We start from the raw sequence: 14,988 nt of genomic DNA, 5'->3' as shown, positions 1-14,988 counted from the left end.
TCATAAAAAGGTCTGAGACCTTAGAAATCAAGATTAACACTCAATGAGAATATTCTTGGTCGTGGATAGAACTGACTGTCAAATCCATTTAATATTTCGGGATCGACTCCTTTGTATTTTGTTATCGTAAATACATTTTGAATCAATGCTCCTACTCTCATATTCGGCCCTCTGAATACTTTACCGACATTGTACCCCAACGATATATTATCCATTTTCAGGAACGAAGCATTTTGCACGTAATAATCGGAGCGATATTGACGGGTTTGAAATCCTGTATTCAAAAAGTCTGTAGACAGGTTGTTTATAGCAGATGTTACATACTGCATTGTTTCCCATGCACCCAAACTTGCCGCCATATTGTTGTACACATAGTTACCGATACTGGCTCTAAGCACAAATCCTAAAGACCATTTTTGATATCTGAACTGAGAGTTGAATCCCAATAAATAATCGGGCATAGGCGAATGATAGCGATACAAGTCTTTTTCGTTGATCACTCCATCGCCATTCAAATCGGCGAACATGCCTTCCAAAGGTTTTCCACTCTCATCGTATATTTGTTTATATACATAAAACATATTAGGAGCATATCCTTCGGTAAGAATTTGCAAACCTTGTCCTCCCACTGTAGGACCGGTATATGAACCGGGTGAATTTGCGTCTTTTACCAACGTAAGATTGGTAATTTTTACTTTCTGATAAGTTGCATTAAATCCGAAAGACCATGTCATGTCTTTGTTATCAACAGGGATAAAGTTCAAGGCAAATTCCAATCCGTTACTCTCTACATTACCCACATTGGTAGTTGCAGTTTCAGAAAAATTTGTACCTGCCGGAACAGCTACTGTTGCCAATAAGTCTTTCGTTTTACGATTGTAATAATCGAAAGTACCATTGATGCGATTATTGAGGAATCCGAAATCGAAACCTGCATTATAAGAGCTTGTGGTCTCCCATTTCAGATCGGAAATATAAGTGGTTGGACGGAACAAGTGATAAAAATTATTTCCAAACTGATATTGGGCATAATCGTTACTCAATGTATAAATAGGTAGGTAAGAATAGTTTCCGATACCATCCTGTTGTCCTGTTACACCATAGCTTAAACGTACTTTCAAGTCGCTGACTACGGGATTATCCACAAGGAAAGGCTCTTGCGATGCTCTCCATGCTACGGCTGCCGAAGGGAATACCCCCCATCTGTTATCGGGATTGAAGCGTGACGATCCGTCACGGCGGATAGTTCCTGTAAATAAATATTTCGAATCGTATGAATAATTAACCCTTCCGTAGAAAGAGATTAACACGTGTGTCTGGTCTTGTGCGGCAGATGTACTTACCACTTCGCCTGCCACATTGGTATCGAAGAACTGAGGACTTTTTGCTCTCCAATATTGATAATCGTATCCACCCGTTACATCCAATGTACTTTTTATACTTTTCAGGTTTTTGTTGTAATTTAAATAACCCGTAAATAATTTATTTATTTTTTCTTGTGAATATTCATTATCTGTACCTCCTACCTTATAGGCGTAAGCCGCTTCCGCAGGAATATAGTTAGTTCCCTCTCCTTTGGCATAATCGTAACCTAAAGTAAGATGGGCTTTCAGTTCGGGTAGAAAGTGAAGTTTATAATCCACATCCATATTTCCGATAGTTCGTTTTACTGTACTGAAATGTTCTTCCTGTAACAATAATCCTACGGGATTCAGCAAAGCTCCTGTTGCCGGAACTCCTGTATTATCTAAACTTTCGTAAAAACCTCCGAAAGTATCATTCCCTGAATAAACGGGTTGAGTAGGATTAAATGCTGCCGCATTCCAGATCGCAGTAGTATTGGCAAAGCTATTTTTATTGATCGACCCTTTTACATTGAAATTAAATTTCAGATGGTCTTCAAAAAATGAAGGACTCACCACCGCACTTCCTGTATAACGTTTCGTATTATCGGTTCTCAAAATACCATCCTGATCATAAAAACCTACCGAAAATCGGAATGGAACTGTTTTTGAGAAACCTCCTGCTACGCTCAGATTATTATCTGTTCCGAAAGCTGTTTTATAAATCTCATCATTCCAATTGGTTGAATAATCTCCCAATAAACTTTTTTGTTGAGTATTTCCTCGTTCAGTTATCAAATCTCTGAATTGTTGAGGCGAAAGAGTTTCTGCAACTCTTGTTTTATTCTGCAACGAAAGAGTTGAGCTGAAACTAACATTCAACTTATTGGATGATCCTTTTTTAGTAGTTATGATGATAACCCCATTAGATGCTCTCGATCCATAGATAGCTGTAGATGAAGCATCTTTAAGTACGCTCATACTTTCGATGTCATTGGGGTTAATCAAACTCAGGAAGTTGCTGCTGTTACCGCTGATACCTCCACTTTCCAAGGGCACTCCATCCAATACAATCAAAGGATCGTTGCTGGCATTAAGCGACGCACCTCCACGAACACGGATGGTGCTTCCTGCTGAAGGCGAACCACTGTTAGACATAATCTGAACACCAGCTACTTTTCCGTTTATCAATTGCTCGGGTGAATTTATCAAACCGGGGTTGAAATCTTTAGTTCCTACACTGGTAACTGTACCTGTAAGGTCTTTTTTGAGCTGTGTACCATACCCCACCACCACAAATTCTGCGATCTGTTGAGATTTGGGTTGTAACTGAATATTTATAACATTTTTGCCGTTTGTTGCTACCGTTTGTGCATCATAGCTCAAAAAAGTAAATTCCAGTTCGGTCTTTCCCTCAGGTAAGGTTATCGAATATTTTCCGTCTATATCCGTAACCGTTCCCAATGTTGTACCCACCACTTTTACCACAACCCCAATCATAGGTTCTTTGGCTTCGTCAATCACCGTGCCGGTTATCGTTTTACTCGCCTGCAAGCTTTCTTGTTCTATGGGGCGAGGTGTCGCATTTACAACCAATGGCGCTAAAATCAATAGTGCTATTATGGAGTGTAAATGAACAAGTTTCTTCAAATTAATACATCTTTTCATGGTTTAAATATGTTTTAAGATAAGGTTTTGTTCTTATAGGGATAATATCCCCACATTTTTAATCACAGCTATCTTTGGTCATTATGCTTTCCAAAGTGGTAAAAGGGTATGCGAGCTCATTCTATCCATACGCTTCCCAATTCTATATTTGCTTTTTCGGTTATATTATTTGTTGACATTTGCAACATTTCGATGTCTCCAATTTTGAATGGTATTTGAGTATCAGGAATAAAAGTCTGTTCCAAAAAGGTCGGATAAGGAGATGGCAGCAATGTTGTTTCGTCTTGTACCAAGTCGGATAGTTTAACCCTTATTACACCTTTATTGTTCAGAGAAGCTTTCGATGTATAAGTAAATCCGTTAATAGTTACAAAACCGATTTTCAGGTTGTCTATACCCTCTGCATTTTTAATATCGACACATACATATTTGGCTTGTTGTAAACGCTCTCTTCTGGTTGAAACGTAATCTCTTATATATTTTCTCCAAAAGAAACGTGCGTCTGGGTCTTTTATTTTGAAGTTAAAGTTCAGCGAATTACTTTCAGTTAAATTACTTATATTTAATTTTCGGGTTACATAAGAGGTTTCGGGTACACCATAAGCTTCAATACCACTATACTCATCTGTGATCTTTACCAATTCAATTGGACTGGTAGGTGACACTACCCTGCTTTCGTAATATTTAGACTGATAGAAATTCCAATCAAGAGGGTTTCCTTCTATACCCGCAGGAAATGTATAATTCTTACTGCCCTCGCATACTATAATATTGTATCTGAATACTCCTTCCCCAATCATCGCCGCAGGAATGGTTGCTTGATAAGTATATCCATGCGTACGATTCATTTTTATATAGGGATTCTTGTCCGACCAAAACGATACTTTATCAGTATAAATAATCACCGAATCGGGAAATGCAGGTCCTACAATATTGGCTTCTATCTGAAAAGATTTATCAGCTTCTATTACTTTGTCAGGATGATGAACTACTGAGAAATTTTTAGCACGGGCTTCGGGTGCAACATATTCTCCTAAGGTAATATTGTTCCACTTAGTATTGGCAGACCATTGGTTTTTAGGTGTATAATTTGCTTGAGTGAGCAAATACACTCCCGGTTTTATAGCAATGCTTGTTCCGTTGGATGCTTTATTGAAAGTGTTTCCTTTATTAATAGCCGCTACTTTAAAGTTTTCGCCCAATTGAGGTAATTTAATATCCATATTCCATTCATTCCAAGCAATGGTTACTACCTCTTTATCCAAAGACGGTTTTTCGAAAGGGTCTTGTATCTGAACTGCATCGGGCATTACTTCCAATCTCCATACTCCATCTTCTAATTGGTCAATAAAGTAAGCTCCTGTTCCTTCGTAAGTAACAATAGGAGAACTTCCACATCCGGCAATCGACTTCAATTGTTCGGGAGCAATCGGTTTAGCTATCGTATTATTAGAATAGAAAAATCTATCACCACTGTTCAATACACTCAAATCCTGTAAATAACTTACTTGAAATTTATCGAAAATAGTGTCTTGTGGATATGTATTGAATTTTTGATTTCTGGGAATTGAATAAGCTATTTCGGCAGCTATTTTCATGCTGATCGCCTTATTGGGTGTATATGCCAAGTTCAGAAAGTGAGTCTGATATTCGGTATTAGCCCAAGCCATATCCATAGGATCATAAGCAAATTGAGTAATCCACTGAAACCCTTTACTTCTGAATGTACGAGCCATGGCAGGGTACATATACGAATAGGTTATATCAGCAGGATCGAACTCATATACGGCTTTTGCCTTCTTATCGAAGTTCTTCAAATTCGAAAAAGGGATATCATATTGATCTACATAAGGCAGGAAGTTTCCTTTACGTGTGTGCCCCGCAACCAATCCGATAGGATACCACTGATAGGTAGTGCCTTGTATATCGGTTTTGTAATAGGCTTCTGTGTGTAACATATTGTGACTCACATTATAAAAGACGGGCTTCTTATTTCCTGTTTTTTTGAGTGCTGCCAACATCTTGTTTATATATTCTTCGGTTTGGGCAGGAGTTCCCGAATGGCAAGGCTCATTATTAATCTCAAACCCTATTATAAACGGATCGTCTTTATACGATTGTTTGGTATATGGGTTTAAGTGTTTTACCAATTGCCCGATATAATTCTCCTGAGCTGCAATAGCTTCGGGATTGTTATGTATCTGGCATTTATCATAGAGATAGGTAAATGCTCCTGTATTCTGATTTCGTTCGGGATAACCATTGCCAAAATTGGTCATGGTAGTAATCAATATGCGAATGTTTCGTTCTTTCAGTTTTGAAATCAGATAGTCGAGCAAGTTCAGGTGGTCATTTTCTAATAACTGCCCTTTAGCATCCGAAATTTCAACGTCCCACACATGTATACGATACGCATTAAATCCTAATCGCGATAGATGATACACATCTCTGTCTATAGCTTCTTTACGATCTTTACCCAAATAACCCATCGCCCTGTAAGCATGGGCAAAAGGTAACGTATAATTCACACCATAAAAAGATGCTTCTGCACGAGAGTCCGACCATCGCATGACTCCGTGTTTATCTATATAAATAGTTGCAATTTTATCCTCCTTCTGAGCAAATGTCGGATATGAGAATAGCACGCATATTAAGGTTATAAAAAAAACTTTCATGGTATATTTCGTATTAACGGTTTTAGATCAGGCTCGAATAATAGCAAATATAGGCTCTTACAACCATTAAAGACCGTCACAAATTGGACATAAAAGGATATAAAAAGGACATGGGAAAGATTTAACCTATCGATAATCAGCAACTATACTCTCTTACTACGCACAATCAAAGATTGCTTGTATTCCTTTTGTCCTAAGTCACAAAAGGAATCAAAAAGACTTTGTGCTGCGTGGCTCGCCTGTCTGATTTAAGCTTACAGGCTAAACTAAACCTACTGCCTTACGGCACGTTTAGTTTTACGCCTGCTTCGCTTTTCAGCCAATGGCTGTGCCACTAATGCACTTGGGCTAACGCACGTAAAGGCTCGTACCTTAGCAGGTCGGGCAAAAGGCACAGTCTTAATCTTTTGTTTCGTTTTGCATCAAGGCAAAATGAAAAACAAAGTATTGACTAAATATCAGCTAAATATTCACGGGGAGTTTTTCCAAATTCGGCTTGAAAGCATTTCGAAAAATACGAATGATTGGAGAATCCGACCATATACATCACTTCTGCTATGGTAAATTTCTTTTGAGCCAACAACATGGCAGCCTTCTTAATACGGATAGAACGTATATATTCAACAGGTGACATACCTGTCAATTGTTTTATTTTGCGATATACCTGCTTGGAACTGATACCCAAAATTGTACATAAAAGATTTACATTGAGATCTGAATCATCTATGCGGTCTTCTATTATTTGGGTAACTTCGGATAAGAATTTTTCGTCCAGCGATGTAACCTCTGTAATTTTAGGAATGGTGATATTTTCGATTCTCAGTTTATCTTCTATTTGCTGTTTACTTTTTAACAATTGCTCTATTCTCGATAATAATATTTGAGGATCGAACGGCTTAGCGATAAAAGCATCTACATTAATATTTATGCTTTCCAATTCCGTTGTTTTATCGTCTTTAGCCGTCAGCAAGATAATAGGAATAGTAGAGGTTGGGATATGCTTACGTATTCGACGGCTCATTTCCAATCCATCCATAATGGGCATCATTACATCTGCAATAATCAAGTCAGGATGTAGATTTAGGCTCATTTCCATACCCATTTTTCCATTGTGAGCTATTTCAATTCTATATTTAGTAGTAAGTACCTGACTTATGAAATCGGCTATTTCGGCATTATCATCTACAATCAAAATCAAAGGTCTATTTGATTCATCGTTCTCACCCTCTTCAATCGAGAATTGATTTTCAGTTGCAGCCTCATTTTTCAGAGGAAGTGATATAGTAATTGTAGTTCCCTTATTTTCTTCTGACTCTACGGTTATTTTTCCACCATGCTGCTCGGTATATGTTTTCACCAGATACAATCCGATGCCTGTACCCTCTTTATCTTTTGCCGTTTTAGACGATTGATAAAAGCGTTTAAACACATACGGTATTTCTTGTTGTGGAATACCAATTCCAGTATCACTTACCGATATTTCGAGTATATTTTCATCGTCCTTACAAACCAACGAAAATACAACACTGCCATTGTCAGAGGTATATTTGCAGGCATTCGAAAGTAAATTATTCAGTACCGATTCTATTTTCAGTACATCAATCTGTATATATATTTTCTCCTTATTGGTATGGAATGAGAACTTTATATTTTTCGCCTTATACCCTTCTTCATAAATAGAAAAAAGACTCTTTGCAAACTCAACAAATTCGACCTTCGAAAATATCAGATTAGAATTTGTATTACTATCCGTTCTGTTAAAATCGAGTACCTGTCTGATTAGCGAATTTAATTTCAGAGCATTGCGTTGCACACCTTCTAATTGCTTTTTCTTCTGCGAATCTTTTATATCGAGTAATAATTGGCTGACGGGTGCTATTATCAGACTCAATGGTGTTTTAAACTCATGAGACACATTGGTAAAGAAATCTATTTTAAGATTAGATAGTTCAAGCGTCTTCTCTTTTTCGATCCTTTCTATTCTCAGATTATTCCTTACCCTGAAAAAGTTTATCACCCACAGTATCAACGCCACAAAAAGTAGCACATAAAAACTTTTCGCCCAAAATGTATAATACCAGGGCGGGGTAATATGGATAGTGAAAGAATATTCAACATCTGATGGCTTACCCGATACATCCAGTTTAGTTATTATCAGATGATATTTACCATATTCTAAGTTAGAATACGATATTCTGTTTGTATTATGGCTCAATATATTCCAGTCCTTATCTACTCCTTCGAGTTTATAAACAAACTTATTTTCTTCTTCCTCCGAATAGATTAAATCAGAAAATTCAAAAGTCAGATTATTCTGCTTGTAATTTAGCTCTATTCCTTTCATGTGCCTTATACTATTACCCTCAATTGCATATAGCTTATCATTTACATATAAAGCCGTTAGTATAATTGGCGAATAAGAATTATCGCCTTTCAACATATAGGGAGAAAGTATTGCAAGTTCATCTACCCCACCGAGATAAATCTTATTATTCTGAGTATCAAAGAATCCACTAGTGAATGACTTACCCGTTGCATTAAGCCTTTGTACATTATAGGTATATTTATCAACTACCCAAATACCATCGGTAGTAGACAGCCATATATGCGAACCTTCCTCAATCATACAGAGAATTTCGCTATCGCCAAAAGCATCGAACCGAATAGATTCCAAAGTATCGTCCTCAGGATTTATGCGTACCAATCCACCTCTGAATCCTGCCCAGATAAAGCCTTCCTTATCACAGATAATGTAATTTGGGTTTTTATTTTTCGTACTGTATTCAATAGGTATTTTAGTTATCTTTTTTGTCTTGATATCAATTTTATCAATACCATTGTTGTATAGTAATACCCACGTGTTGCCCCGATGATCGGGTATTATTTGATTTATAAAGTTTCCCGAAAGCCCATCAGTTGTCGAAAAATTATATTCGGCAATATATGTACCCGATGATTTCAGAAGCTTTTGCTTATCCACCACAAATACTCCCCCCAAGCAAGTAGCAATCCACAAACGGTTATTATTATCCTCGAACATATGGTATGCCCAATTCGAATTGTAGGTATGCGTACTGTCTATAATATTGTAATGCACAAACTGCTTTGTATTATAGTCATATCTATTGATACTGCCATCGGTAGCTATCCAAAGATTGTGGTCTTTATCCTCATAAATTTGCCTGATTCGGTTGTGCGATATCGGATATTTATTATCTCCCATCCGATACCAAATCGCATTTTGAGGATCATCGGTTAAAGAAGAAGTTCGGATCAACCCATTCGTTCCTCCCAACCAAAAGTTGTTTTGAGAGTCTTTATAAATGGCATAAAACCGATTACCATCGCCCACTCCCGTTATTTGAGAAATGGGTATCGGCTGAAATATTTTATTGAATCTTGCCAATGATACACCATAATCCGTTCCCAACCAGATATTATTCTCTTTATCAATAAATATACCCCAGATAATATTATTTATAAGTGATTTTTCGTTTCGAGAATCATGAACAATATGCTGAACTTCTTTCGTTTGCTGATCGTATATGTATAAACCATTGTCGGTTCCAATCAAAAGTTGATTACTGGAATCTATCGCCAATGATTTTATAGAATTGTTATGAAAAAAACTTATCTCTTCCGCAGATTTCGTTTTAGGATCGTATCTGAACAGAGCACCTTCGGTTCCAATCCAGATACAATCATGTGCAACATCTTCGTATAGAGAATTGACAAACAGATTGCTTCTTCTTAAATCAGTAGGCAAGTTTATTTTCTGAAACTTATCGGAGCGTGGTATATACTGACAAAATCCATCATATGTACCCACATAAAGGGTGTTGTTTTTTGTTTTTATGATAGAGTAAATCGTCTTATGAGGCAAGCCGCTATCTTTCTTATCACTCACATTTTCGAGCTTCCTATCCTTTAAATCGTAACGGAATAGCCCATTGAGCGAACCTATCCATAATACATTATCAAACATGGCTAATGCTCTGACATCTGATGGAAATTGAATTTCGGGTACTTCTTCGTATTGGTCTGTCTTGTAATTGTAGAAAAGAACACCATTGTCTGTCCCCAAACATAAACGATTGTCATCTAAAGGAATAATGCAGTATATTAATGTATTTGATTTTTCGTTAGTAGTAAAATGGGCTTGAGAAGAATACCCATCGTAACTAAACAGCCCTTTATTAGAACCAATCCAGATTAACCCTTGCGAATCCTGTGCAAAACAATTGATAACAGATGTCTCAGCACCTAAGCTTATATTCTTAAAAGCCTGATAATTTATTTTTTGCCCCCAAAGAGATATGCAGGTAAAAATAAAAAAGAAGAGACTAAACAAAAATTTTCTGTACATCAAGTATGAAAAATAAGGATTTCTACAAATGTAAGTTTTTTTGATTAAGTTCAAATAAAACAGATGAGAAGATGAAACCTTTTAGGGTACAGAAATCCTGTAGAAGAATAATAGCCTTTTAATCCTCCATTTTTATAGTTTTGACTTTTGAAGTATTTCTTTGACAGCGATTTCGAGATTGTTTGACGAAATAATTTTTGCAATATCAATATAAGACAAATACCATCGGGCAAATCGATCTATCGAAAAGATCATAAAATGTAGTTCGACCTTATCCTCGTTATCCTTTTCGGCAATCAATCCCTGATAATATTTACTATCATCAATAAAAGGCAAATCGTTCTTACTAACTTCAAGAATCACTTCCTCCAAATGATCTTTGTCTTTCAACGATTTTAATAATGAATTTAAAGGAGGATGCTCCCGTTCAAAATCTTCATCTGTATTAATAATCTCCTGAATCCTGTTTACCCGAAACGTCCGATAATCTTTCGTGGTATTACAAAACGCAACAAGATACCAATGAGACATTGAGAAAAATATACCAATTGGATCTACCTTTCGAATACTTACCTCCTGCCTATTATATGAGAAATAAGAGATCTGAACCTTTTTTCGCTTAGATATTTCACTCATTAAGAGTTGCAGGATATTCTGTGAGTCTGAAGGATTTTTAAATTGGAGATCAAGAGAAGATACATTATCAGTGAAATTATCCATAGTTTCTATCTCTGCCAATCGCATAACCGATTTAATCTTTTCTATCCCCGATTTATACCCTTCCTTAAAACCGGCATCCGAAAATCGGTCTACCAGTTTCTCTGCTGCCAAAAAGGCAAATGCTTCTTTTTCAGTAAACATAAGCGGTGGTAATTTAAAACCTTCGACTAAAGAAAAACCTATACGTGAATCTCCCGCAATTGGGATACCTGCTTCATCCAACGCTTTCATATCCCGATAGACTGTTCGGGGAGTGATGCCAAAACGATTGGTAATTTGCTTCATATTCACTGATGACGATGATTGAAGCATAATCAAAATAGCAGACAGGCGGTCGATTCTATTCATATTCTATCTTTGAGTATAATATGCAAAAATAGAATATATTGGAAGAATAACGATTCATTTTCGTCCAATATATTCTTTACTGTCAATCAAATGTAATCTTATGCCGAATAGTCGTCGTCAGTCATCATAATAAGCCATCGGATACCAAACTTATCTACGACCTCGCCAATAGCTTCCGAGAAAAATGTCTTTTCTAGAGATGTGATAACCTCTCCGCCTTGAGATAAAAGATCAAAAGTACGGTGTAATTCCTTCAAATCGGTAAATACCAACACCTGCTTAGCATTATTTCCGCCATTGACTGTTTGTCCATTATCAGCATCCTGCCCACCAATTTCGAAATACTCTGTTTTTAGAACCATATGAGAGATTTGTTCCCCCTCCTGTTCGTTCACCTGAATGCTTTTATCCTCTGCTTTTCTGAATAGAAAAACAATATCGCCATTAAAAGCATCTTTGTACAGGTTAAATGCTGCTTCGCATGTTCCCTGAAAAACCAGTTGTAATTTAAGTTTCATAATCATTTATTTTTGTTGTACACATTATCTTATCGAGAGCAAAAATAAATGGGAATAGAGACAACCCTATGTCGCAGTTTTTAAAATAATTCTACGAATTTCTTTATATTTAAGGTTTCAAACTTTGTATTGCTTTTGAACTGTTATAATCATAAATTGTTGCAATAAACAATTTTATACTATACATATATACAATAACCAAAATAGCAGACCGAATATGATAGAATATCGCAAAGCGACACCCGATGATGCCTCTTTACTGGCACAAACAAGGGTACAATTTCTGAATGAAGTAAATAATAATAGTACTGGTGATGATAATGAAGAATTATTTATCAATAATAAGATATACTTCGAAAAGGCTTTTCAGGACAAGAGTTTTGTAGCATGGATAGCTTTTGATAATAATGAAATTGCAGCAACAAGTGGCTTAACTCTGTTTTCATTACCACCTAACAGAAGCTGCCCCGATGGTAAGGTGGCTTATATAAGTAACATGTATACATTACCCAACTACCGGGGAAAGAGAATTGCTTCGCACATTTTTTCTTTGATTATGAGTGAAGCTAAAAGTTTGGGTTATACTAAAGTCATATTACATGCAACTGATTTAGGCAAACCGATCTACAGTAAATTTGGCTTTATAGATTCTAAAGATGAAATGATATATTATTTTAAAAACTGATTTGTATAATTACTTTCATCCTATTTAGAACAATGTTTTCTGATTTGTTCTTAAAAGCTTCATCTCTTTATCTGTGATAATATCATTTTCATGAGGGTATCCTAAAAGCTTAGGCGATTTTTTGTCATGCAATCTCATGTTTTGGTATAATTTATCGCTATTGGTAGTTGCATAACAATAAATACAGCCATGAGGACAACTATCATAAGTGCCAATGTCTATACTTTCAATGCAATTACACATGAGCCGTTGATTTTTATCCTTCTTTGAAACAAGCGGGCAACCTATAATTTGCTCTATCATTTCTTTATCGATGCAAGCTCCATGTAAAATATCAAACTCGCTTAAATCAATATCTTCAGCACAAGTTTCAAGTTTGAGATGAGTTCCCGATACTGTTTGAGATAAAGATTTCATTATTTGCCTGATCTCATACTCGGACATCGGGCTTATATGAAATTTATTGAAGATGTTTTTTATGTGGGAATAATGGTCTATAAAGCTGATTATACATTTACCTGTGTAATCTTTTAACTGCGAAGCCATTTGAAAGAATGCTTCCTGATGAAATTCAATAGAGTGTTTCTCATTAATGAAAATAGGATCGTATCTCCAAACAATTTTATCAGGTCCTATTTTATCCGACAATTGCTTGAATATTTCTATACGCTTGGCAACCGGAGGCAATTTTGCTTCAATATCATTTTCATAAGGCGTTAGTGTAAATTGAAAATAGTATTTGTACTCTTTCAATTCGTCAAGCCTAGCAATCATCGGATATGGATTCTTCGACCAGAAGATCAAACAATCTATCACATGGGGCTTCAACAGTACTTTACTGAATCTATTGGGATTACGGGGATTTTGTACAAGCACATACCCCTCAGCCAAACGATTAAAGAACCAATCGGAATATAAAGCAGGAATATCTGTACGTCTACTTACACTTACAATCATATCTCATCCTTATATTCTATTTGCCTATTAAATACTTTTTGTAGAAACACATTCAGTTTCCTGATACATCTCTTTGAGTATTTTTATTTCTTTTGCATGACCATCCAATTCATTCGGTGTTTCGAGATAGAAAGGCAAATGAGTCAGTTTAGGGTGATTAATTATACGCTTCATGGTTTCGAGTCCTATCGATCCTTCTCCAATGGTAGCATGTCTGTCTTTTCCACTTCCCATAGGATTCATACTGTCATTCAAATGTATGGCATATAATCTCTCCAATCCTATTACTTTATCGAAATGAGCAAGTACCCCATCCAGATCATTTACAATGTCGTAACCGGCATCATATATATGACAGGTATCAAGGCAAACTCCCATTTTATCCTGTAAATGAATACCATCTAATATCAGTCTCAACTCCTCAAAAGTTCTACCCACTTCGCTGCCTTTACCTGCCATGGTTTCGAGCAATACGATAGTAGTTTGGTCGGGAGTAATAATACTGTTCAAAGCTTCTATAATCTGACCAATGGCTATATCTATAGGTTGTGAAGTATAACTACCGGGATGAAAGTTATACAATTTGCAAGGCAGTTGTTCCATTCTTAGTAAATCATCGGTCATCATTTCACGCCCAAACTGCCTTGTACGCGGTTCGGCAGAGCACAAGTTCAATGTATATGGTGCATGTGCCAATATGGGGGCAAAGTTATTTGCTTCCATTAATTGAGCTAAAGCTTGGGCATCTTTCGGGTCTATTGCTTTTGCACTGCCTCCCCGTGGATTACGAGTGAAAAACTGAAAAGTATTTGCTCCAATACTTAGCGCATCCTTACCCATGGCTTCAAAGCCTTTCGATATTGACAAATGACATCCTATATTCAACATTTTGTATTCTTATTTATTTGTTATAAGGTCAAAGACCTTTTTATTAAGTCATTAAGCATATAAAGACTATCCTTTTATGCACCTTCCGGCATATAAAGATAGTCCATATATTATTTACTTTGATGTCAATTAACAACAATTATCAATAGACAAAACTTAAGATAGTAGATTTATAATAGATGATTCTATTTACGATGTTCTACCCAAACCAGTTGAGAAACATCATACCCTAAACTTTCAGCCTTCTTGAGATAGGCTTGTTTTACTTTTTCGGGCATGGTTGGTTTTCGGGAAAGTATCCATAAATATTTAAGGCTTTTGCCTGCTACCAAAGCATATTTATAATCGGAATCAATAGCAATTACATTATAGCCTGCATAGAACGGACCGAAAAACGAAACTTTGAGTTTTGCTTCATCCGGCGAACCTACAAATTTAGCTTTGCCAATTGCTTCTTGTTCTTTATTTTTTACGTAATTGTATCCTCTGTTGACGACTTTAATACTTCCGTCTTCATTTACAGAATATTCAGCGGTTGTATTATTCATATTCTTCTCATAGCGAAAATCCAAACGTGCTATTTCATACCATTTACCCAGGTATTTTTCTTTATCGAATGGTTTTACAGCCACAACACCTTTGGGGATTGTTTTGCACGAACTGAGTGCAAAAGCCAAAGTTGCTCCCACAGCTAATACCGAACAGCCAATTAATAAATCTCTATTTTTCATAATCCGAACTATTTTAAGTAAACGAAAATATTTAATGATATATTTTAAAAATACAACTATTTATTGCTGCTTCAATAGCCAAAGTAATA

At 36.2% G+C, this 14,988-nt stretch carries 9 protein-coding genes; 1 reads left to right on the top strand and 8 read right to left on the bottom strand.

Going from position 1 to position 14,988, the window contains the following annotated elements; translation table 11 throughout:
- Positions 1-20: 20 nt before the first annotated feature.
- The 5 genes from G7051_RS14370 to G7051_RS14350 all read right to left on the bottom strand — a co-directional run bounded on the left by G7051_RS14370 (position 21) and on the right by G7051_RS14350 (position 11,638).
- On the bottom strand, positions 21-3,011 hold the full coding sequence (locus G7051_RS14370) for a TonB-dependent receptor (protein ID WP_166201303.1): 2,991 nt from the start codon (positions 3,009-3,011) through the stop codon (positions 21-23).
- Between the two features lie 116 nt (positions 3,012-3,127).
- A complete protein-coding gene (locus G7051_RS14365; RefSeq protein ID WP_166201301.1) occupies positions 3,128-5,686 on the bottom strand; it encodes a cellulase family glycosylhydrolase in 2,559 nt (852 codons plus the stop codon).
- A 451-nt stretch (positions 5,687-6,137) separates the two neighbouring features.
- Positions 6,138-10,052, bottom strand: a complete 3,915-nt coding sequence (locus tag G7051_RS14360; RefSeq protein ID WP_166201299.1) for a two-component regulator propeller domain-containing protein — start codon at positions 10,050-10,052, stop codon at positions 6,138-6,140.
- A 132-nt stretch (positions 10,053-10,184) separates the two neighbouring features.
- Positions 10,185-11,120: a YafY family protein gene (locus G7051_RS14355; RefSeq protein WP_166201297.1), complete on the bottom strand. Its 936-nt coding sequence runs from the start codon at positions 11,118-11,120 to the stop codon at positions 10,185-10,187.
- Positions 11,121-11,218: 98 nt separating this feature from the next.
- A complete protein-coding gene (locus G7051_RS14350; protein ID WP_166201295.1) occupies positions 11,219-11,638 on the bottom strand; it encodes a VOC family protein in 420 nt (139 codons plus the stop codon).
- A 217-nt stretch (positions 11,639-11,855) separates the two neighbouring features.
- Between G7051_RS14350 and G7051_RS14345 the strand changes: the two genes are divergently transcribed.
- Positions 11,856-12,323, top strand: a complete 468-nt coding sequence (locus G7051_RS14345; protein WP_166201293.1) for a GNAT family N-acetyltransferase — start codon at positions 11,856-11,858, stop codon at positions 12,321-12,323.
- A gap of 24 nt (positions 12,324-12,347) precedes the next feature.
- Here the strand turns inward: G7051_RS14345 and G7051_RS14340 are convergent, their stop codons facing one another.
- The 3 genes from G7051_RS14340 to G7051_RS14330 form a co-directional block, all read right to left on the bottom strand.
- Positions 12,348-13,280, bottom strand: coding sequence for a DUF1848 domain-containing protein (locus tag G7051_RS14340; RefSeq protein ID WP_166201291.1), 933 nt, complete (start codon positions 13,278-13,280; stop codon positions 12,348-12,350).
- 27 nt (positions 13,281-13,307) lie between these two features.
- Positions 13,308-14,168, bottom strand: coding sequence for a deoxyribonuclease IV (locus G7051_RS14335; protein WP_166201289.1), 861 nt, complete (start codon positions 14,166-14,168; stop codon positions 13,308-13,310).
- Positions 14,169-14,353: 185 nt separating this feature from the next.
- A complete protein-coding gene (locus tag G7051_RS14330) occupies positions 14,354-14,899 on the bottom strand; it encodes a lipocalin family protein (RefSeq protein WP_166201287.1) in 546 nt (181 codons plus the stop codon).
- Positions 14,900-14,988: the final 89 nt, after the last annotated feature.

Source organism: Dysgonomonas sp. HDW5B, from assembly GCF_011299335.1.
GTDB lineage: Bacteria > Bacteroidota > Bacteroidia > Bacteroidales > Dysgonomonadaceae > Dysgonomonas_A.
The sequence above is the reverse complement of the archived record's forward strand: the minus strand, read 5'-3'. Positions and strand labels throughout refer to the sequence as shown.